This window comes from Streptomyces sp. NPDC001507 (assembly GCF_042894765.1).
Classification (GTDB): Bacteria; Actinomycetota; Actinomycetes; order Streptomycetales; family Streptomycetaceae; genus Streptomyces.
This window is the reverse complement of record NZ_JBIAVV010000011.1, coordinates 298893-320219: the sequence shown is the minus strand read 5'-3', so window position 1 is coordinate 320219 and position 21327 is coordinate 298893. Positions and strand designations below refer to the sequence as shown.

16 protein-coding genes and 2 pseudogenes are annotated in these 21327 nt (G+C 71.5%); 10 read left to right on the top strand and 8 right to left on the bottom strand.

All coding sequences use genetic code 11. The features are described from left to right. Positions 1-10: 10 nt before the first annotated feature. Positions 11-886: pseudogene (locus tag ACFY0K_RS33595) on the bottom strand (TadA family conjugal transfer-associated ATPase); the annotation flags it as partial. Beyond that, positions 883-1983, bottom strand: a complete 1101-nt coding sequence (ssd, locus tag ACFY0K_RS33590; protein WP_351960873.1) for a septum site-determining protein Ssd — start codon at positions 1981-1983, stop codon at positions 883-885. The pseudogene ACFY0K_RS33595 and the gene ssd, both read right to left, overlap by 4 nt. A gap of 584 nt (positions 1984-2567) precedes the next feature. Here ssd and ACFY0K_RS33585 point away from each other — a divergent pair. Next, positions 2568-3392: an HAD family hydrolase gene (locus tag ACFY0K_RS33585; RefSeq protein WP_390642971.1), complete on the top strand. Its 825-nt coding sequence runs from the start codon at positions 2568-2570 to the stop codon at positions 3390-3392. A 405-nt stretch (positions 3393-3797) separates the two neighbouring features. Here the strand turns inward: ACFY0K_RS33585 and ACFY0K_RS33580 are convergent, their stop codons facing one another. Next, entirely contained in the window at positions 3798-4622 is an 825-nt protein-coding gene (locus ACFY0K_RS33580) for an oxidoreductase (RefSeq protein WP_390642970.1), read from the bottom strand. 100 nt (positions 4623-4722) lie between these two features. Between ACFY0K_RS33580 and ACFY0K_RS33575 the strand changes: the two genes are divergently transcribed. Continuing rightward, entirely contained in the window at positions 4723-5703 is a 981-nt protein-coding gene (locus ACFY0K_RS33575; protein ID WP_390642969.1) for an ATP-binding protein, read from the top strand. Between the two features lie 25 nt (positions 5704-5728). Here ACFY0K_RS33575 and ACFY0K_RS33570 read toward each other — a convergent pair whose 3' ends face one another. After that, positions 5729-6991: a hypothetical protein gene (locus ACFY0K_RS33570; RefSeq protein ID WP_351960869.1), complete on the bottom strand. Its 1263-nt coding sequence runs from the start codon at positions 6989-6991 to the stop codon at positions 5729-5731. 281 nt (positions 6992-7272) lie between these two features. On the opposite strand from ACFY0K_RS33570, the gene ACFY0K_RS33565 reads away from it, so the two are divergent. From ACFY0K_RS33565 to ACFY0K_RS33540, 6 genes and pseudogenes are all read left to right on the top strand, one after another. After that, the gene (locus tag ACFY0K_RS33565) at positions 7273-9669 is read left to right on the top strand and encodes a SulP family inorganic anion transporter (RefSeq protein WP_390642968.1); all 2397 of its coding nucleotides are present in this window, start codon (positions 7273-7275) and stop codon (positions 9667-9669) included. 300 nt (positions 9670-9969) lie between these two features. Then, on the top strand, positions 9970-11928 hold the full coding sequence (acs, locus tag ACFY0K_RS33560; RefSeq protein ID WP_390642967.1) for an acetate--CoA ligase: 1959 nt from the start codon (positions 9970-9972) through the stop codon (positions 11926-11928). Positions 11929-12137: 209 nt separating this feature from the next. Further along, a pseudogene (nhaA, locus tag ACFY0K_RS33555) lies at positions 12138-13589 on the top strand (Na+/H+ antiporter NhaA). Between the two features lie 77 nt (positions 13590-13666). Then, positions 13667-14155, top strand: a complete 489-nt coding sequence (locus tag ACFY0K_RS33550) for a phage holin family protein (RefSeq protein ID WP_352367006.1) — start codon at positions 13667-13669, stop codon at positions 14153-14155. Next, positions 14152-15072 carry an alpha/beta hydrolase gene (locus ACFY0K_RS33545; protein ID WP_352367005.1) on the top strand — a complete coding sequence of 307 codons (921 nt, stop codon included), beginning with the start codon at positions 14152-14154 and terminating at the stop codon, positions 15070-15072. The genes ACFY0K_RS33550 and ACFY0K_RS33545 overlap by 4 nt, the downstream gene beginning before the upstream one ends. 127 nt (positions 15073-15199) lie before the next feature. Next, positions 15200-15379, top strand: coding sequence for a hypothetical protein (locus tag ACFY0K_RS33540; protein WP_351960864.1), 180 nt, complete (start codon positions 15200-15202; stop codon positions 15377-15379). Positions 15380-15406: 27 nt separating this feature from the next. Here ACFY0K_RS33540 and ACFY0K_RS33535 read toward each other — a convergent pair whose 3' ends face one another. The 3 genes from ACFY0K_RS33535 to nth all read right to left on the bottom strand — a co-directional run bounded on the left by ACFY0K_RS33535 (position 15407) and on the right by nth (position 18550). Next, entirely contained in the window at positions 15407-16606 is a 1200-nt protein-coding gene (locus ACFY0K_RS33535) for a MarP family serine protease (RefSeq protein ID WP_390642966.1), read from the bottom strand. Between the two features lie 122 nt (positions 16607-16728). Continuing rightward, positions 16729-17433, bottom strand: a complete 705-nt coding sequence (locus tag ACFY0K_RS33530) for an NUDIX hydrolase (RefSeq protein WP_390642965.1) — start codon at positions 17431-17433, stop codon at positions 16729-16731. A 100-nt stretch (positions 17434-17533) separates the two neighbouring features. Further along, the gene (nth, locus tag ACFY0K_RS33525; protein WP_390642964.1) at positions 17534-18550 is read right to left on the bottom strand and encodes an endonuclease III; all 1017 of its coding nucleotides are present in this window, start codon (positions 18548-18550) and stop codon (positions 17534-17536) included. Positions 18551-18883: 333 nt separating this feature from the next. Between nth and ACFY0K_RS33520 the strand changes: the two genes are divergently transcribed. Next, a complete protein-coding gene (locus tag ACFY0K_RS33520; protein WP_018547939.1) occupies positions 18884-19558 on the top strand; it encodes a Crp/Fnr family transcriptional regulator in 675 nt (224 codons plus the stop codon). A 97-nt stretch (positions 19559-19655) separates the two neighbouring features. Further along, positions 19656-20486 carry a nucleotidyltransferase domain-containing protein gene (locus tag ACFY0K_RS33515; RefSeq protein WP_390642963.1) on the top strand — a complete coding sequence of 277 codons (831 nt, stop codon included), beginning with the start codon at positions 19656-19658 and terminating at the stop codon, positions 20484-20486. On the opposite strand, the gene ACFY0K_RS33510 is transcribed toward ACFY0K_RS33515, so the two are convergent. Then, positions 20483-21325 carry an MBL fold metallo-hydrolase gene (locus ACFY0K_RS33510; RefSeq protein ID WP_390642962.1) on the bottom strand — a complete coding sequence of 281 codons (843 nt, stop codon included), beginning with the start codon at positions 21323-21325 and terminating at the stop codon, positions 20483-20485. The two genes, ACFY0K_RS33515 and ACFY0K_RS33510, sit on opposite strands and share 4 nt — an antisense overlap. Positions 21326-21327: the final 2 nt, after the last annotated feature.

Genomic DNA, 21327 nt, shown 5'->3' with positions numbered 1-21327 from the left:
TATCGCGCCACCCGCCCTCGTGGCCGGTGTTGAGCGCGGCCAGCAGATGGACCACCTCGGGCCCGCGGACCTCGCCGACGACGAGCCGGTCGGGCCGCATCCGCAGGGCCTGCCGGACCAGGTCCTCCAGGGTGACGAGGCCGGCGCCCTCCTGGTTGGCGGGTCTGGTCTCCAGCCGTACGACGTGCGGGTGTTCGGGCCTGAGCTCCGCCGAGTCCTCGGCGAGCACGATCCGCTCGCCCGGGCCGACGAGCCCCAGAAGGGCGCTCAGGAGGGTCGTCTTGCCCGTGCCCGTACCACCGCTGACCAGGAAGGACAGCCGGGCCGCGAGGAGCGCCCGCAGGATCCGGTCGCCGCCCGGGGGCACGGTCCCGGCCGCGACCAGCTCGTCGAGGGTGAACGCCCGCGGGCGGACCACCCGCAGGGACAGGCAGGTGCACCCGACGGCCACCGGGGGCAGGACCGCGTGCAGGCGGGTGCCGTCGGGCAGCCGGGCGTCCGCCCAGGGACGCGCGTCGTCAAGGCGCCGGCCGGCCACCGCGGCCAGCCGCTGCGCGAGGCGGCGCACCGCCGCCGCGTCCGGGAAGGCGACCGGGGTCAGTTCCAGGCCGCCGCCGCGGTCCACCCAGACCCGGTCCGGGGCGGTCACCAGGACGTCGGTGACCGCGGGGTCGGCGAGCAGCGGCTCCAGAGGGCCGCTGCCGACCAGTTCGGAGCGCAGTCGCTCGGCCGCGCCGAGGACTTCGGCGTCGCCGAGGACCCGCCCCTGGGCACGCAGTGCCTGTGCCACCCGCGCGGGCGTCGGTTCGGCGCCGCTCTCGGCGAGCCAGCGCCGTACTCCGTCGAGCAGGGCCGGGCCGTCCGCGCCCGCGGTGCCGGGCCTCATGCGACACCGCCTGCCTCGACCAGCGTGCGCTCCCAGAAGCCCTTGCAGAAGCGGGCCAGCGGTCCGCGTGCGGCGGACCCCGGCGGTTTCCGGTCGGGGCGGGTCAGGCCTGGTTCGGCCGGTACCTCGCCGGCCAGCGGCAGTCCGAGCAGCCGGGCCACCTCGCGGTCGTCCAGGCCCGGCGCGTACGGCCCCCGTACCGCGACCCTGAGGTCGCGCACGACCATGCCGACGGTGGCCGCCACCCGGCCGGCCGCGGCGACGGCGCGGAGTTCGGCGGGGACCACCAGGACGGCGAGGTCGAGCTGGGTGAGGACCTCGGCGACCTCGTCGTCCAGGCGGCGCGGCAGGTCGACGACGACCGTGCCGCCGCGCCGCCGGGCGGCGGCGAGGACTGCCCGGACGGCGGGCGGCGGGATCGCCACGCAGTCGCCGCGGTCCCAGCTGAGGATCCGCAGCGAGTGCAGTTCGGGCAGCGACTCCTCCAGGGCGCCACTGCCGAGCCGGCCGCGCGAGGCGGCGAAAGCCGGCCAGCGCAGGCCCTCGGCGGTCTCGCCGCCGAGGAGTACGTCGATTCCGCCGCCCAGCGGATCCGCGTCCACGAGCAGGGTGCGCAGTCCCTCCCGCGCGGAGGTGACGGCGAGCGCGCAGGCCAGCGTGGAGGCGCCGGCCCCGCCCCGGCCGCCGATGACGCCGACGGTGAGGGCCGGGCGGCCCACGCCCTCGACGACGTCGGCGATCCGGTCCACGAGCCACTGCTCGCCGTCGGGCAGCATCAGGACGTGGTCGGCGCCGATCTCCACGGCCCGTTTCCACACATCCGGGTCGTCCTGGTCGAGGCCAACGAGGACCACCCCGCGCCGGCGCGTGGCCCCGCGCACCCGCCGGGCGGCGTCGTCGCCGACCAGGACGAGCGGGGCGGACTCCCAGCCGCCGCCGCGGTCCGGCGGGCCGTGGTGGACCTCCGGTTTGGCACCTGCCGCGGCGCACAGGCGCAACAGGTCGTCGAGGAGTTCGGCGTCCTCGGTGACGATCATCGGGCGTCCGGGCCGTCCCGAGGCGGCGGACGGCGGGTCGTGGGTGACGGTTCCGGCCACGTGAGCTTCCCCCTTGGCTGCGTTCTCCCGCATGGCCCCTGCGGCCACGCGATTCACAAACGTGCGGAGAACCGGCAAGCGGGCCTCCATATGCACGGCCGACAGAAACCGGCCATTGGCGCCCGACAAACGGAACCGGCCATGAACTCGCCGCCGCCGGAGCGCGTTGGAATCACGGTGCAGCGAACCCGGAAATCTTGTGGATCTTGCTCCATAACTGTGGACAACTCGATGGTTGTGAATATCGCCGTCACCCATACCGGTGAGCCCCGTTCTGGGGCCTGTGCGACTTCCACAGCGCAGCGTCACGACTACCCACCGTGACGGATCATGGGCATGCGAGAAGGGCGGCCGCAGCCGCCCGAACTGAGCCTGACGGCCCGCGACAGAGGAGGAAAACCCACCCGGACATGCGACGACCCCCACCGGGGGGGAGAGTGGGGGTCGTCTCCACGGCCGACTCGGGGGGGGAGGAGCCGGACCGGGTTAGCACGGTCGCGAACGATCCGTGACTTCCATGGTGTACCCGAGAGCCCTCTCAGGCAAACCCACGCGCCCCACCTTACGCCGAATGGTGGGCGCCTATGCTCGGGGGCGTGGAAAGCCACTCCTTGCCCCGCACAGCGGCCTTCTTTGACCTGGACAAGACGGTCATTGCGAAGTCGAGCACGCTCACCTTCAGCAAGTCGTTCTACCAAGGCGGTCTGATCAACCGCAGGGCGGCGCTGCGCAACGCGTACTCCCAGTTCGTCTTCCTGGTCGGCGGTATGGACCACGACCAGATGGAGCGCACCCGCGCATACCTGTCCGGCCTCGTCCGTGGCTGGAATGTCCAGCAGGTCAAGGAGATCGTCGCCGAGACCCTGCACGACCTGATCGACCCGATCATCTACGACGAGGCAGCCTCCCTCATCGAGGAGCACCACAAGTCCGGCCGGGACGTCGTCATCGTCTCCACCTCGGGCGCCGAGGTGGTCGAGCCGATCGGCGAACTCCTCGGCGCCGACCGGGTGGTGGCCACCCGCATGGTCGTCGGCGACGACGGCTGCTTCACCGGCGAGGTGGAGTACTACGCGTACGGGCCGACCAAGGCGGAGGCCGTCCGGGAGCTGGCCGCCTCCGAGGGGTACGACCTGGACCGCAGCTTCGCGTACAGCGACTCGGCGACCGACCTGCCGATGCTCCAGGCCGTCGGACATCCGCACGCCGTGAACCCGGACCGCGCACTGCGCCGCGAGGCCCTCGCCCGCGGCTGGCCGATCCTGGACTTCCACCGGCCGGTGCGGCTCAAGCAGCGGATCTCCACACCTCCGCGCCCGGCCCTGGTCGCCGCGGCGGCCATAGGAGCGGCGGCCGCCACCGCGGGCCTGGTCTGGTACGCGAGCCGGCGCCGGAGCACGGTCGCCTGAACCGGCCGCCCCGGCATTCTTCACCCGTTCGGCCTATCGACGCCCCTTTCGTTCGCCTTTGAACCTAAAAGTAAAGAACTGTGGGCAGGGGTTCCGCTTGCTCCGGGCTTGCAGTACAAAGGGGTTAGCGGCCCGCGAGACCAAAGGACATCCGAGAGGATCACCTTTAATACGCATTTGGCCCCACGGACCGAGCATGGACACTGGGCACCCACGCGACGTCGACCCGTCGATTACGGGCCAGCCGCACCAGGTGACGGGCAGAAGTTCCCGACCTGATGGGCGACACATCGAGGACGCTTGGTAACCCGGTGACCTTGCCAGCGGCGGTACGAGCCCTCGTACCGCCGCAACCCTTTCCCGAGGCCTTCGAAGCCCCGAGCCCCGCGGCGTTTCGGACGACGCCTACGCCGCCCCGCGCTGCAGCGCCTCGCACACCGCCGTCGACTCGCGGACGCCGAGTTCGACGGCGCGCCCGCAGTGCGCGATCCAGGCCGCCATCCCTTCCGGAGTGCCGGAGACATAGCCGTCCAGGGCCGCCAGATAGGAGGCGCGGCCCAGTTCGGCGTGGCCCACCTCGGCGGGGCAGATCGCCTTGGGGTCGAGGCCGCTGCCGATCAGCACGATCCGCTCGGCCGCGCGGGCGACCAGCCCGTTGCAGGAGGTGAAGGGCCGCAGCGCGAGCAGTTCGCCGTGCACCACGGCGGCCGTCACCAGCGCGGGCGCCGCACTGCCCGCGACGACGAGTTCGGCGAGCCCCTCAAGGCGTGCCGACACCTCGTCGGCGTCCGGCAGCCCCACTTCCACCAGCGGCTCGTCGACGCCCTCGCCGGCCCGGCGCGGCCGGCCGACCTCGTCGCCGCCCGTCGCGGCCGCCACGAGGTGCAGCCGGGCCAGCACCCGCAGCGGCGACTGCCGCCAGATGGACAGCAGCTGGCCCGCCTCCGCGGTCAGCCGCAAGGCCGCGCCGACCACGCGCGCGTCGCCGTCCACCCCGAAGTCGGAGCGCCGCCGCACCTCCTCCAGCGCCCAGTCGGCGCCGGACAGTGCGGCACTGCCCCGGGCGGCCCGCAGTGCGGCCTCCGAGGTGACGGCGTTGCTGCGGCGCCGCATGATCCGGTGCCCGTAGACCCTGTCCACGGCCTTGCGCACGGACTCCACGGACTCGGCCACCCCGGGCAGCGCGCCCAGGGCCGCGAGCGGATCGGCGGTCGCACCTGTCGTACTCATGAGTACGACAGTACGCACCCCGCCCCGGGGCTCCACGAAGGAGTGGTCTTCTTCACTCCACATGACACGCACCGCCACCGTGCGACTACCCTTCGTGAACATGAAAATTGCTTTCGTCGGGAAGGGCGGCAGCGGCAAGACCACGCTCTCCTCCCTGTTCATCCGCCATCTCGCGGCCGTCGGGGCGCCGGTCGTCGCCATCGACGCCGACATCAACCAGCACCTGGGCCCCGCGCTCGGCCTCGACGACACGGAGGCGGAGGCACTGCCCGCGATGGGCGAGCGGCTCTCCCTGATCAAGGACTACCTGCGTGGCCACAACCCGCGCATCGCCTCCGCCGCGACCATGATCAAGACCACCCCGCCCGGCGAGGGTTCGCGGCTGGTGCGGGTGCGGGAGCCCAATCCGGTGTACGACGCCTGCGCGCGGCCGGTGGAACTCGACGGTGGCGCCGTCCGTTTGATGGTCACCGGGCCGTTCACTGACGCGGACCTGGGGGTCTCCTGCTACCACTCCAAGACGGGAGCGGTGGAGCTGTTCCTGAACCACCTCGTGGACGGCCCCGACGAGTACGTCGTGGTGGACATGACGGCGGGCTCGGACTCCTTCGCCTCCGGCATGTTCACCCGCTTCGACATCACGTTCCTCGTCGCCGAGCCGACCCGGAAGGGGGTCTCCGTCTACCGCCAGTACAAGGAGTACGCCCGGGACTTCGGCGTCGTCCTGAAGGTCGTGGGCAACAAGGTGCAGGGGCAGGAGGACATCGACTTCCTGCGCTCGGAGGTCGGGGACGACCTGCTGGTCACGGTCGGGCACTCGGACTGGGTGCGCGCCATGGAGAAGGGCCGCCCGCCCCGGTTCGACCTCCTGGAGGACCCCAACTCCCGTGCCCTGCGCGCCCTGCAGGTGGCCACCGACGCGACGTACCAGCTGCGGGACTGGGAGCGCTACACCCGGCAGATGGTCCACTTCCACCTGAAGAACGCCCTGACGTGGGGCAACGAGCGCACCGGGGTCGACCTGGCGGCGCAGATCGACCCCGGCTTCGTGCTCGGCGAGGGAGTGGCCGCCCCCGCCTGACGGGCGGCTGGCCCCGGCTCGGCGCCTACTGCTTGACGGCCGGCGCCCCGGGCACCCCCTTCGGCGCCGGGGCGGGACGGCCGGACAGGAAGGACGCCCAGCCCTGCCGCGGGGCCTCGCCCACGTTCAGAGTGCGCAGCCTCGCCAGGACCTGCGGGTCCTGGGCGTCCAGCCAGTCGGCCAGCTGATGGAAGGAGACACAGCGCACCTCGGGCTTGTTGCAGACGTCCGCGACGACCTCGTCGAGGGCACGCATGTAGGTGCCGCCGTTCCAGGACTCGAAGTGATTGCCGATGACGAGCGGTGCGCGATTGCCGTTGTAGGCCCGGTTGAAGCCCTGGAGCAGCCCGTCGCGCATCTGGTCGCCCCAGTAGTCGTACTTGTCGGGGTCGCCCTGGGTCGAGGTGCCGGACTGGTTGACCATGAAGTTGTAGTCCATGGTCAGCTGCTCGTAAGTGTGGCCGGGGAAGGGGACGAGCTGCATCGACAGGTCCCACAGCCCTTCCCTCTTCTTGGGCCAGACCTGGTTGTTGACGCCACTGGTGTCGTAGCGGAAGCCGAGCTGGCTCGCCGCTTTGACGAAGTTCTTCTGGCCCTCCAGGCAGGGGGTACGGGCGCCGATGAGCTCCTTGTCGTAGTCGAAGGGCAGCGGTGCGGCGTCCTTCATGCCGGTGTTGGTCTTCCAGGTCTTCACGAACTGCTTGGCCTGGGCGATCTCGCTCTTCCACTCGGCCACCGACCACTCGCCGACCCCGCCGTCCGGGCCGCAGAAGTGCCCGTTGAAGTGGGTGCCGATCTCGTTGCCCTCCAGCCAGGCCAGCCGTAGCTGTTTGACCGTGTCGGTGATGCCCTGCTCGTCGTTGAAGCCGATCTCGGAGCTGCCGGGCGAGTGCTGCGGGGGCCGGTACAGGTCGCGCTTCTCCTCGGGCAGCATGTAGACGCCGCTGAGGAAGAACGTCATGTTCGCGTTGTTCTCCTTGGCGACCTTGCGGAAGTGCGAGAACAGCTTCTGGCTGTCCTCGCCCGAACCGTCCCAGGAGAACACCACGAACTGCGGTGGCTTCTCGCCGGCCTTGAGCCGCTCGGGCCGGGGCAGATGCGGCTGCGCCCCGGTGTACGCGGTGGACCCGTCGCCGATCAGACGGACCACGCTCTGGGGCGCCGGCGCTCCCTTCTGCGGTCCGGGTGCCCCTTGCTCGGAGCTGGTACCGGTCGCACAACCGGCGACCGACGCGGCACAGGCCGCGGCGGCCACGGCACCGACCGCAATCCTCTGGGTGGCGGCCAATTCCGCTCACCTTCTTCCTTCTCTCGGCTAACGCCGATGACGGCGTTTCATGGCGATGTGCCGGATATCTGCCGACAGCGCGGCCAAGATCGCATAGGACCGAGAGAGGGATTAATACGACAAGCCGATGAACTGCTCACTTCACCCATGGAGGTGAACGCGTGCCCCATTTGCGCAGAAAATCCATGCCTGACCTTTACTCTGCATTACGATTCATTTACTGAACGTTGATTCATCCCGCCCAGATCCGCGACCGCGCCGCCCCGGAGGAGACGGGAAACATGTCATCAGCCTGCGTACCCGCCCACCCCGAGAGCCTCGGCCCCGCCCGAGCCACAACTCCCCACGCAGTCACCGGCACTGACCGGCCGCACCACCCGCCCCCGCCCCCACGTCGCCGCCCCCTGGCGGGCGCCGACCTGTCCGCGTCCGTCGCGGTGTTCCTGATTGCCCTCCCGCTGTCCCTGGGCATCGCCCTCGCCACGGGTGCCCCGCTCCAGGCCGGCCTGGTGGCGGCGGCCGTCGGCGGACTGGTCGCCGGCCGGCTCGGCGGCTGTCCGCTCCAGGTCAGCGGCCCCGCGGCCGGACTCACGGTGGTCACCGCCGACCTGATCCACCGGTACGGCTGGCGGGCCACCTGTGGCATCACCGTCCTCGCCGGGCTGGCCCAACTGGGCCTGGGCTGCCTGCGCGTGGCCCGCACCGCGCTCGCCGTCAGCCCGGCGGTGGTGCACGGCATGCTCGCCGGCATCGGCGTCACCATCGCCGTCGCCCAGCTGCACATCGTCCTCGGTGGCACCCCGCAGAGCTCGGTCCTCGCCAACGTTCTGGCACTGCCCGCCCAATTGGCCCACCTGCACCCGGCCGCGGTGGCGGTCAGCTCACTGACCCTGGCCCTGCTGCTGGGCTGGCCCCGGATCCCGGGCAGGGCGGGCCGCCTGCTGGGCACGGTCCCGGCCGCCCTGGTCGCCGTCGCCGGTGCCACCGCGGCGGCCTCGCTCACCGGGCTCGCCCTGCCCCGGGTCGACCTGCCGTCCTGGAGCAGCCATGCCCTGGCGGGGTTGCCCGAGGGGCCGGTGCTCGGCATCGCCGCCGCCGTGCTGACCACCACGCTGGTGTGCAGCGTGCAGTCGCTGCTGGGCGCGGTCGCCGTGGACAAGCTGGTGGCAGGCGGTACCGGACCCCAGTCCCGGATCGGCCGCTCCGACCTGGACCGGGAGCTGCTCGGTCAGGGTGCGGCCAACATCGTGTCGGGGGCGCTCGGCGGGCTGCCGGTCGCGGGGGTCGCGGTGCGCAGTTCGGCGAATGTGAAATCCGGTGCCCTGAGCCGGAACTCCACGATGCTGCACGGCGTTTTCGTAGTAGTCGCCGCGCTGCTGATGGTCCCGGTCCTGGACCTCATCCCGCTCGCCTCGCTCGCCGCCCTGGTGATGGCCGTCGGCATCCAGATGGTGTCCCTGCACCACATCCGCACGGTGACCCGCCACCGCGAAGTGCTGGTGTACGCCGTCACCACGCTCGGGGTAGTTCTCCTCGGCGTCCTGGCGGGCGTGGTCCTCGGGGTCGCCGTGGCCGTCGCCCTCGCCCTGCACCGCCTTGCCCGCACCCGCATCACCCACGAAGAGAAGGAAGGAGTCCATCGCGTACACGTAAGAGGACAGCTGACGTTCCTCGCGGTGCCCCGGCTCAGCAGAGTCCTGCATCTCGTACCCCAAGGCGTTCACGTCGTGGTGGAGTTGGACGGTTCGTTCATGGACCACGCGGCGTACGAGTCACTGCGGGACTGGCGCAGGGCGCACACCGCGCAGGGCGGCTCCGCCGAACTGACCGGCTGCCGCGCGGGCGTCAGCTCACCGGAGTACGGCCACGGACCGGGGGACAGCCACCGCCCCGGACAGCGCGCGGGTCACGGTCCCGGACAGCACGCGGGTCACGGTCCCGGGCCGCGTGCAGGTCTCGGCCCCTGGCGCCGGCCCGGGAGATCCGCCGGCGGCGGTCATGAACTCGCCCGCGGGATCAGCGCGTTCCAGCGCGACACCGCTCCCCTGGTCCGGGAGGAGCTGGCCCGGCTGGCGCGCGACGGGCAGCGGCCCTCTCAGCTCTTCCTCACCTGCGCCGACTCCCGGCTCGTCACCTCGATGATCACCTCCAGTGGTCCCGGTGACCTGTTCGTGGTCCGCAACGTGGGCAACCTGGTTCCTCTTCCGGGTGAGGAGAACGGGGACGACTCGGTGGCGGCCGCGATCGAGTACGCGGTGGACGTGCTGAAGGTGCGGTCCATCACGGTGTGCGGGCACTCCGGGTGCGGCGCGATGCAGGCGCTGCTCGGCTCCGGGACCGGGGGCGCGGCGACCCCGCTCGGGCGGTGGCTGCGGCACGGGCTGCCGGGCCTGGCGCGGCTGGCCGACGAGGGCGGAGCGGGGGTCCGGCTGGCCGGGCGGGCGGCGGCGGACACGGTGGAGCGGTTGTGTCTGGCCAACGTGGTCCAGCAGCTGGAGCACCTGCGGGCGCACGACTCGGTGGCGCGGGCGCTGGCGGCGGGTGCGCTGGAGCTGCACGGGATGTACTTCCATGTGGGCGAGGCGCAGGCGTACCTGCTGCGCCGGGGCGATGCGGACGGCGAGGGCGGGGTGTTCGAGGGGGTGCTCGGTACGGAGGAGCTGCCGAGCCCGGCGTGAGCGAGGGGATGTCCGGGCTCGCCGGCGCCACTCGGCCGGCACCGGCAGGGTCGGCTGGGCCGACTGGGTGGGCGGGGCCGGTGTGCATCGGCGGGGTCGGTGTGCACCGGCACGCCGGACCCTGGCAGGCTCGGCATGCCCGGCGGCGGCCCGGCCGCGGCACCCCCGCCCCCGCCGCACCCCGCTTCGCCGCGGGCTGATAGGTCTAAACCAATTATTCGGCGGCCCTTGTCACCGGGGCCCCAGGTCTGATGAGCTGTGGCCTGGGACACAACGGACACCCTTCGAAAGGGAGATGTCGTGAGCAACGAAAGCCTGGCCAACCTCTTGAGGGAGGAGCGACGCTTCGCGCCGCCCGCTGACCTGGCCGAGAAAGCCAATGTCACGGCCGAGGCGTACGAGCAGGCCAAGGCTGACAGGCTCGGCTTCTGGGCCGCGCAGGCCCGCCGCCTGACCTGGGCCAAGGAGCCGACCGAGACGCTGGACTGGTCGAACCCGCCGTTCGCCAAGTGGTTCAAGGACGGCGAGCTCAACGTCGCGTACAACTGCGTTGACCGGCACGTGGAGGCCGGACTCGGTGACCGGGTCGCCATCCACTTCGAGGGCGAGCCCGGCGACAGCCGCGCGATCACCTACGCCGAGTTGAAGGACGAGGTCTCCAAGGCGGCCAACGCCCTGCTGGAGCTCGGAGTCCAGAAGGGCGACCGGGTCGCGGTCTACATGCCGATGATCCCGGAGACGGCGATCGCGATGCTCGCCTGCGCCCGGATCGGCGCCGCGCACTCCGTGGTCTTCGGCGGCTTCTCGGCGGACGCGCTGGCCACCCGGATCCAGGACGCGGACGCCAGGGTCGTCATCACCTCCGACGGCGGCTACCGGCGCGGCAAGCCGTCCGCGCTGAAGCCGGCCGTGGACGAGGCGGTCGCCAAGGCGGGCAACGTCGAGCACGTGCTGGTCGTGCGCCGCACCGGGCAGGAAGTGGCCTGGGACGAGTCGCGGGACGTGTGGTGGGACGAGATCGTCGAGCGGCAGCCGGCCGAGCACACGCCGGAGGCCTTCGACGCCGAGCACCCGCTGTTCATCCTCTACACGTCCGGTACGACGGGTAAGCCGAAGGGCATCCTGCACACCTCGGGCGGCTACCTCACCCAGGCGTCGTACACGCACTGGGCGGTCTTCGACCTCAAGCCGGAGACGGACGTGTACTGGTGCACGGCCGACGTGGGCTGGGTGACCGGCCACTCGTACATCGTGTACGGGCCGCTGGCCAACGGCGCGACCCAGGTGATGTACGAGGGCACCCCGGACACCCCGCACCAGGGGCGGTTCTGGGAGATCGTGCAGAAGTACGGGGTGACGATCCTGTACACGGCGCCCACGGCGATCCGCACGTTCATGAAGTGGGGCGACGACATCCCTGCGAAGTTCGATTTGAGCAGCCTGCGGGTGCTCGGGTCGGTCGGCGAGCCGATCAACCCCGAGGCGTGGATCTGGTACCGCAAGCACATCGGCGCCGACCGGACGCCGATCGTGGACACCTGGTGGCAGACCGAGACCGGCGCGATGATGATCTCGCCGCTGCCGGGCGTCACCGCGACCAAGCCCGGTTCCGCGCAGACCCCGCTGCCCGGCATCTCGGCGACGGTCGTCGACGACGAAGCGGGCGAGGTACCGAACGGCGGCGGCGGCTACCTGGTGCTGACCGAGCCGTGGCCGTCGATGCTGCGCACGATCTGGGGCGACGACCAGCGGTTCCTGGACACGTACTGGTCGCGGTTCGAGGGCAAGTACTTCGCCGGTGACGGTGCGAAGAAGGACGACGACGGCGACATCTGGCTGCTCGGCCGGGTGGACGACGTCATGCTCGTCTCCGGGCACAACATCTCGACGACCGAGGTGGAGTCGGCGCTGGTGTCCCACCCGGCGGTCGCCGAGGCGGCCGTGGTCGGCGCGGCGGACGAGACGACCGGTCAGGCGATCGTCGCCTTCGTCATCCTGCGCGGCACGGCGAACGCCGAGGACGAGAACCTCATCGCCGACCTGCGCAACCACGTCGGTGCGACGCTCGGCCCGATCGCCAAGCCCAAGCGCGTCCTGCCGGTGGCGGAGCTCCCGAAGACCCGCTCCGGCAAGATCATGCGCCGGCTGCTGCGCGACGTCGCCGAGAACCGGCAGCTCGGTGACGTGACGACGCTGACCGACTCGACGGTCATGGACCTCATCCAGGCGAAGCTCCCGGCGGCGCCGAGCGAGGACTGACCCCGACCGGCACGTCTGTGCGGGGCCCGCAGGGCTCGAAGGGCGCCCGGCGCGAAACGCGCCGGGCGCCCTTTTTGCACCTACCGTGAGACTCACCTGGCAACTCCCGCCACACCTTAGGTAAACTAAGCAAAGTAGCGTGATCCATAGGTGTGCCGGGAAGTCTGGTCGGCAAGTAGCCCTGTCCTGCCCACCGACCGGAGGTTCCCGTGTCCGCGCCCCGCACCGCACCCGTCCGGAAGGTCCTCGGGCGGCTCTCGCTGCCCGAGCGGACCATCGTGGCGGACGCCCTGCGGACCGAGACCGTCGGCGGTGTGCTGCTGCTCGTCGCCGCGACAGCCGCGCTGGTCTGGGCGAACATACCCGCGCTTCGCCACGGCTACGAGAGCGTCGCCGACTTCCACTTCGGCCCCGGCGCCCTCGGCCTGCACCTCTCCGTCGCCCACTGGGCCGCCGACGGCCTGCTCGCCGTCTTCTTCTTCGTCGCCGGCATCGAGCTCAAGCGGGAGCTGGTGGCAGGCGATCTGCGGGACCCGAAGGCGGCCGTCCTCCCGGTGATCGCCGCGCTGTGCGGAATGGCCGTACCAGCTCTCGTCTACACCCTGACCAACCTCGCCGACGGCGGCTCCACCCAGGGCTGGGCGGTGCCCACGGCCACCGACATCGCCTTCGCGCTGGCCGTGCTGGCGGTGATCGGCACCTCGCTGCCGGGCGCTCTGCGCGCCTTCCTGCTCACCCTCGCGGTCGTCGACGACCTGTTCGCGATCCTGATCATCGCGATCTTCTTCACCGAGCGGATCCACTTCGCCGCGCTCGGCGGCGCGGTCCTCGGCCTCGCCGTCTTCTGGCTGCTGCTGCGCAAGGGCGTGCGCGGCTGGTACGTGTACCTCCCGCTCGCGGTCGTGATCTGGGCGCTGATGTACAACAGCGGCGTGCACGCGACCATCGCCGGTGTCGCCATGGGCCTGATGCTGCGCTGCACCACCCGCGAGGGCGAGCAGCACTCCCCCGGAGAGCACGTCGAGCATCTGGTGCGGCCGCTGTCGGCGGGGCTGGCCGTGCCCCTGTTCGCGCTCTTCAGCGCCGGTGTGAAGGTGTCCGGAGGGGCGCTCGGCGATGTCTTCACCAAGCCGGAGACGCTCGGCGTGGTCCTCGGTCTGGTGGTCGGCAAGGCGGCCGGGATATTCGGCGGGACCTGGCTGACCGCCCGGTTCACCCGCGCCTCGCTCAGCGAGGACCTCGAATGGGCGGACGTCTTCGCGGTGGCCTCGCTGGCCGGCATCGGCTTCACGGTGTCGCTGCTCATCGGCGAACTCGCCTTCGCCGGCGACACCGTGCTCACCGACGAGGTCAAGGCCTCCGTGCTCACCGGCTCGCTCATCGCGGCCCTGTGCGCCACGGTGCTGCTGAAGATACGGAACACCCGCTACCGCAGGCTGGTCGAGGCCGAGGAGCGGGACGACGACCTCGACGGCATCCCGGACGTCTACGAGCAGGACGACCCGGCGTACCGCCTGCGGATGGCGGAGATCTACGAGCGGAAGGCCGCCGAACACCGCAGGATCGCGGCGGAGAAGGCCGCCTCCTAGGGCCCCGGCGGGCGGGACGCGCTTGCCGAAGTGCCGGGCGGGGCAGGCGAGCAGGGCGGCCGTCCGGCATGATCTGACGAGACGGTACAAAAGGACCGGTGCAAAAAGGGCCGGTGCACAAGACGACGAAGACGCAGAGGGAGACCGCGATGAGCGCACCCGACGGCAGCCCGGTCGGTGCCGAACGCAGCATCGGCCAGCTGTTCGCCTCGGCCACGGCCGAGATGTCGGCGCTGGTGCACGACGAGATCGCGCTGGCCAAGGCCCAGCTGAAGCAGGACGTCAAGCGGGGCGCGACGAGCGGTGGCGCGTTCTCGGCGGCCGGGGTGCTGCTGCTGTTCTCCCTGCCCATGCTCAACTTCGCGCTGGCGTACGGCATTCGGACCTGGAGCCACTGGAATCTCGCGATCTGCTTCCTGCTCTCCTTCGCGGCGAACGTCCTGGTGGCCGTCGTCCTCGCGTTGATCGGCGTGGTGTTCGCGAAGAAGGCCAAGAAGGGCCAGGGCCCGCAGAAGGTGGCCGCGTCCATGAAGGAGTCGGCGGGCGTGCTGCAGAACGCCAAGCCGCACCCGCGCCCGGAACTTCCCCGGGACGACGTACGTGCCATCGAGGCCGCTGTGGGACGCTCGTCGTCATGACGGACCCCGCTCCCTCGGCCGTGCGGCTGGAGGGCCCCTGGACGCACCGGGACGTCGCCGCCAACGGCGCCCGTTTCCACATCGCCGAGCTCGGCGACGGACCGCTGGTCATGCTGGTGCACGGCTTCCCGCAGTTCTGGTGGGCCTGGCGGCACCAGCTGGTCGCGCTCGCCGACGCGGGCTTCCGGGCCGTCGCCATGGACCTGCGGGGCGTCGGCGGCAGCGACCGCACCCCGCGCGGCTACGACCCGGCGAACCTCGCCCTCGACATCACCGGCGTGATCCGGTCCCTCGGCGAGCCGGACGCCGCACTGGTCGGCCACGACCTGGGCGGCTACCTGGCGTGGACGGCGGCCGCGATGCGCCCCAAGCTGGTACGACGGCTCGCGGTGGTGTCCATGCCGCACCCGCGGCGCTGGCGCTCGGCGATGCTCCGGGACCGCCGGCAGACCGCCGCCGCCTCCTACATCTGGGGCTTCCAGCGGCCCTGGATCCCCGAGCGGCAGCTCACCGCGGACGACGGTGCGCTGGTGGCCCGGCTGATCCGGGACTGGTCCGGGCCGCGGCTGCCGGACGACGAGGCCGTGGAGACGTACCAGCGGGCGATGTGCATCCCTTCCACCGCGCACTGCTCGATCGAGCCGTACCGCTGGCTGGTGCGCTCGCTGGCGCGCCCGGACGGCATCCAGTTCAACCGCAGGATGAAGCGCCCGGTGCGCGTCCCGACGCTGCACCTGCACGGCTCCCTGGACCCGGTCACCCGCACCCGCAGCGCGGCCGGCTCCGGCGAGTACGTCGAAGCGCCGTACCGCTGGCGGCTGTTCGACGGGCTGGGGCACTTCCCGCACGAAGAGGACCCGGTGGGCTTCTCCACCGAACTGGTCAACTGGCTGAAAGACCCCGAACCCGACCGGTGACCGCGCCGATGCGCCCGGTATCCGGATCTGGACATCTGTTCTACGAACGGCCACATGCCCGGCGCATAGGCCGATTGAGGGGCGTGCGGGAGGTTATCGACCTTGGGGCAGGGGCAGACGTCGGGGTATGGGCTGGACGCACGACTACAGTGACGCACCCCGCAGCCGCCGTACGACAGGCGGCCCGAACCCCTACCGGGGAGCCGCCCCGCAGCTGCCGGGCACAGATCTCAGGGTGGGGATTCCGCACATTCTGCGCCGCCGGGCCCGCTGGGTCTCGGTACGTCTGCGCCACACCCGCGGCTGACCCCTCGAACGAGGCCCGCACGGGCCTCTAGAGGGCGCAGCTGTCGGTGCCCACCTGCTGGCTCGCGGTACGGCCCCGGGCGATGTCCGCCTGGATCTCGTCGGCCGTGAGGGCGTAACCGGTGTCGGCGTCGTCCAGCGACTTCGCGAAGACGACCCCGTACACCCTGCCCTGGGGCGTGAGCAGCGGGCCGCCGGAGTTGCCCTGGCGGACGGTCGCGTACAGCGAGTAGACGTCACGGCGGACAGTGCCGCGGTGGTAGATGTCCGGGCCGTTGGCCGTGATCCGGCCGCGCACCCGGGCGGGCCGGACGTCGTACGACCCGTTCTCCGGGAACCCGGCGACGATCGCGCTGTCCGTCGTCTCCGCGTCCTTGGCGGAGAACTGCAGCGACCTGGCCCGCAGGTCCGGCACGTCCAGTACGGCGATGTCGCGCTGCCAGTCGTAGAGGACGACCTTGGCGTCGTACTTGCGGCCCTCGCCACCGATCTGGACGGTGGGCTCGTCGACGCCGCCGACTACGTGCGCGTTGGTCATGACACGGCGGTCGGCGAAGACGAAGCCGGTGCCCTCGAGGATCTTGCCGCAGCTCTGCGCGGTGCCCGTCACCTTCACGATGGACTGCTTGGCGTTGGTGGCCACCGCACTGTTGGCGAGGGCCGGGTCGGGTGGCGAGACGTCGGTGATCGGCTCGTTGGCGAAGGGACTGAAGACCTGCGGGAAGCCGTTCTGCGCGAGGACCGCGGAGAAGTCCGCGAACCAGGTGTCGGCCTGGTTGGGCAGCGCTCTGGACACCCCGAGCAGCACCTTGGAACTGCGTACCTCCTTGCCGAGCGTCGGCAGGGTGGTGCCGGCGAGGGCGGAGCCGATCAGCCAGGCGACCAGCAGCATCGCCACCACGTTGACCAGCGCGCCGCCGGTGGCGTCCAGGGCGCGGGCCGGGGACCAGGTGATGTACCGGCGCAGCTTGTTGCCCAGGTGGGTGGTGAGGGCCTGGCCGACGGAGGCGCAGACGATGACGACGACCACGGCGACGACCGCGGCGGTGGTGCTCACCTCGGCGTTGTCGGTCACCGCGTCCCAGATCACCGGCAGGACGTAGACGGCGACGAGCCCGCCGCCCAGGAAGCCGATCACCGACAGGATGCCGACGACGAACCCCTGGCGGTAGCCGACGATCGCGAACCACACGGCGGCGACCAGCAACAGGATGTCCAGCACGTTCACCGAGTCAAGCCTCGCCTCGTCGCTTCGCGGTCTCTACAGGTCGGCCGGGGGTCCGGCCCGCCGCGAGGCGGCGGCAACGGGACACGGCGTCCCCCGGATGACATGGCACGGTGGACACCCTGTCATGACCGCCAGTCGAGCGGGACCAGCTTCTCGCGGTCCCAGGAGCGCTCCCATCCCGCATAGTGCAGCAGGCGGTCGATCACCCCGGCCGTGAACCCCCACACCAGGGTCGATTCGACCAGGAATGCCGGACCTCGGTGACCGCTGGGGTGCACGGCGGTGGCCCGGTTGGCCGGATTCGTGAGATCCGCCACGGGGACCGTGAAGACCCGCGCCGTCTCGTTCGGATCGACCACGCCCACCGGTGTCGGCTCGCGCCACCAGCCCAGCACCGGGGTGACCACGAACTCGCTCACCGGGATGTACAGCCTGGGCAGCACCCCGAACAGCTGGACCCCGGCCGGGTCCAGCCCGGTCTCCTCCTCGGCCTCGCGGAGAGCGGCCCGCAGCGGCCCGTCGGCCTTCGGGTCGCCGTCCTCGGGGTCGAGGGAGCCGCCGGGGAAGGAGGGCTGCCCGGCGTGCGAGCGCAGCGAACCGGCCCGCTCCATCAGCAGCAGCTCGGGCCCCTGCTCTCCCGCGCCGAACAGGATCAGCACGGCCGACTGCCGCCCCGCCCCGTTCTCCGGCGGCAGGAAGCGGCTCAGCTGGAGCGGCTTGACCGTCTCGGCGGCCCGCACCACCGGGCCGAGCCACTCCGGCAGCCCCTCCCTGCTGAGCGCCACATCCCCGCGGGCACCGCCCGTCTGTGCCTTGCTGTGTGTCACGGCATCCCCCGTCCTGCCCCGCTCCCCCGCCCTGCTGCCCGTTCCAACGCCCGAAGTCTCCTTGATCGTTCCGTTCTCCGTCCCTGAGAAGACCCCTGGGTCAGGTCCCTGATACGGCGCCCAGTGGCGGCGCCGGCCTGCCGCCCGCGTCCAGATACGCCTGCGGCGGCTTGAGCCGCTGGCCCGGGAAGCCGCCCTTCTCGTACTTGAGCAGCTTCTTCGCCTTCTCCGGGTCGGTCTCGCCCTCCCCGTAGGCCGGGCAGAGCGGGGCGATCGGGCAGACGCCGCAGGCGGGCTTGCGGGCGTGGCACATCCGGCGGCCGTGCCAGATGACGTGGTGCGACAGGTCGGTCCAGTCGCTCTTGGGGAACAGCGCGCCGACGGCCGCCTCGATCTTGTCGGGGTCGGTCTCCGCCGTCCATCGCCACCGCCGGACCAGGCGCTGGAAGTGCGTGTCCACGGTGATGCCGGGGCGCCCGAAGGCGTTGCCGAGCACGACGAACGCGGTCTTGCGGCCGACGCCGGGCAGCTTGACGAGGTCTTCGAGCCGCCCCGGCACCTCGCCGCCGAACTGCTCGACCAGGCCCTTGGAGAGCCCTATCACCGACTTGGTCTTCGCCCGGAAGAACCCGCACGGCCGCAGGATCTCCTCGACCTCCTCCGGGTTGGCGGCGGCGAGGTCCTCCGGGGTGGGGTACTTCGCGAACAGCGTCGGGGTGGTCTGGTTGACCCTGAGGTCGGTGGTCTGGGCGGACAGCACCGTGGCGACCAGGAGCTGGAAGGGGTTCTCGAAGTCCAGCTCGGGGTGGGCGTACGGGTAGACCTCGGCGAGCTCGCGGTTGATCCGGCGGGCCCGGCGGACCAGCGCGGCCGGCGACTCGGGCTTCCCGGCCGGCGGAGGCTGCGGCTGCTCGACGGCGGCCTTCGCGACCGCCGCGGTCTTCTTCGCGGTCGCCGTCTTCTTGGCCGCGGTCTTCTTGGCAGCCGCCTTCTTCGCCGCCGGCGCCGTCTTCTTGGCGGCGGTCTTCTTCGCGGCGGTCTTCTTCGCGGCCGCCTTCTCTACCGCCGACTTCTCCACCGCCGTCTTCTTCACCGCAGCCTTCTTCGCGGCTTTCACCGCCTTTGCCGCCTTTTTCGGTTCACCGGAGGCGGCATCGGACCCTTGTTCGCCCACAGCGGAATCACTTCGTACAACCACCCGCCCAGCCCCCTTGGCCTGTGCTCTCACCGGCGATTTGGACACCCGGCCAGCCTAAAGCCCGGCACCGACATCCGCCCCGGACCCGGAAGATCAGCCCCCGATTGGACCCCTGCCGCTTACCTCGGCACACCTGTGCGGCATCCTTGTGACAGATCACACTGTTTGGACGGTCCGGCAAAATGGGGAACACGGTCCCCTGGTACCAAGGGGGAGCAAGATCCCCTGAGCAGGTCGACAAGGAGAGAACTCGTGGACGACGTTCTGCGGCGCAACCCGCTCTTCGCGGCGCTCGATGACGAGCAGTCCGCGGAGCTGCGTGCCTCCATGAGTGAGGTGACCCTCGCGCGTGGCGACTCCCTTTTCCACGAGGGCGACCCGGGCGACCGGCTCTACGTGGTCACCGAGGGCAAGGTCAAGCTCCACCGCACCTCCCCCGACGGCCGGGAGAACATGCTGGCCGTCGTCGGCCCCGGTGAGCTGATCGGCGAGCTGTCGCTGTTCGACCCGGGCCCGCGCACGGCGACCGCCACCGCGCTGACCGAGGTCAAGCTGCTGGGCCTCGGCCACGGCGACCTCCAGCCCTGGCTGAACGCCCGCCCCGAGGTGGCCACGGCGCTGCTGCGCGCCGTCGCCCGCCGGCTGCGCAAGACCAACGACGCCATGTCCGACCTGGTCTTCTCCGACGTGCCGGGCCGGGTCGCGCGTGCCCTGCTGGACCTCTCCCGCCGCTTCGGCGTGCAGTCCGAGGAGGGCATCCACGTCGTCCACGACCTCACCCAGGAGGAGCTGGCCCAGTTGGTCGGCGCGTCCCGCGAGACCGTGAACAAGGCGCTGGCGGACTTCGCCCAGCGCGGCTGGCTGCGCTTGGAAGCGCGGGCCGTGATCCTGCTGGACGTCGAGCGGCTGGCGAAGCGGTCCCGGTAGGCGCCGGATTTCTGGGGCTGTGCCGCCCCCGGACCCTCCGCATCAACGGCCTTCGGCCCCGTCCTCGAGCGCCGGACGGGCTGATATGTGGTTCCCCATGTCGGAAAAAGTCGCGTCCCGGGGCCTCGATCCCCTGGGTTTCATCGAGCGCGAGGGCTCGCACGCGCGCGTGCCGCGCGTCTTCCGGCCCGTGGTCGGCGCCGCCCGCGACCGGCTCCTGGACGTCTTCGGGGCGCGCCTGGACAGTGCGTACCTCTACGGATCGATCCCGCGCGGCACCGCGCGCGTGGGGCGCAGCGACCTGGATCTGCTGGTCGTGCTGAGTGAGGAGCCGACCGGCGCCGACCGGGACGCGGCCCGCGTACTCGGCGAGGCCGTCGACAAGGAGTTCCCGGAGATCGACGGCGTCGGGACCCTGCTCTACTCCCGCGCGCGGGTGCTCAGCGAGCCGGAGCGGTACGACATCGGCTGGTTCGTGGCCTGCCTCTGCACCCCGCTGCTCGGCGAGGACCTCGCCGAGTTCCTGCCCCGCTACCGCCCCGACTCGCTGCTCGCCCGCGAGACCAACGGTGACCTGGCCCGGTACCTGCCCCGCTGGCGGGAGCGGATCGCGGCCACGGACGGCGCCGAGGAGGTTCTGCGGCCCCTGGTGCGCTTCATGTCGCGCCATCTCGTCCGCACCGGATTCACCCTCGTCATGCCCCGCTGGAACGGCTGGACCAGCGATCTGCGGGAGATGGCCGAGGCGTTCGCCGGCTACTACCCGGAGCGGGCCGAGCAGCTGCGCCGGGCGGCCGTGCTGGGGTCCGAGCCGGTCGGCGACCGTGCCGTACTGCTGTCGTACGTGGACGACCTCGGCCCCTGGCTGGCGGACGAATACGCGCGCGTGCACGGCGTCAAGGCGCCGCAACCGCAGAACCGGTCCTAGATCTCGGCCTGGATCAGCCCGTGCTCGGTCAGGTAGTCCAGCTGGGCCCGCACCGAAAGTTCCGCCGCCGGCCACAGGGAGCGGTCCACGTCGGCGTAGACGTGGGCGACGACCTCGCCGGGGCTGAGGTGACCGTTCTCGACGGCCGTCTCGACCTGGGCCAGCCGGTGGGCGCGGTGGGCCAGGTAGAACTCGACGGCGCCCTGGGCGTCCTCCAGGACCGGCCCGTGGCCCGGCAGGACGGTGTGGACGCCGTCGTCGACCGTCAGCGAGCGCAGCCGTCGCAGCGAGTCCAGGTAGTCGCCGAGACGGCCGTCAGGGTGCGCCACGACCGTCGTGCCGCGCCCCAGGATGGTGTCGCCGGTCAGGACCGCGCGGTCGGCCGGGAGGTGGAAGCTGAGGGAGTCCGCGGTGTGGCCCGGGGTGGGTACGACCCGCAGCTCGAGGCCGCCGGTCGTGATCACGTCACCGGCGGCCAGGCCCTCGTCGCCGAGCCGCAGCGCCGGATCGAGGGCACGCACGCGCGTGCCGGTCAGTTCCGCGAACCGTACGGCCCCCTCGGCGTGGTCCGGGTGGCCGTGGGTGAGCAGGGTGAGCGCGACGCGCTTGCCGGCCTTCTCGGCCGTGTCGACGACGTTCTTGAGGTGGCCGTCGTCCAGCGGACCCGGGTCGATCACGACGGCCAGGTCGGAGTCGGGCTCCGCGACGATCCAGGTGTTGGTGCCGTCCAGGGTCATCGCGGAGGCGTTGGGCGCCAGCACGTTGACGGCCCGCACGGTGGCGGGCCCCGGGAGGACTCCGCCGCGCGGCTGGCCGGGCAGGGCTGCTGCGTCCGTCATGG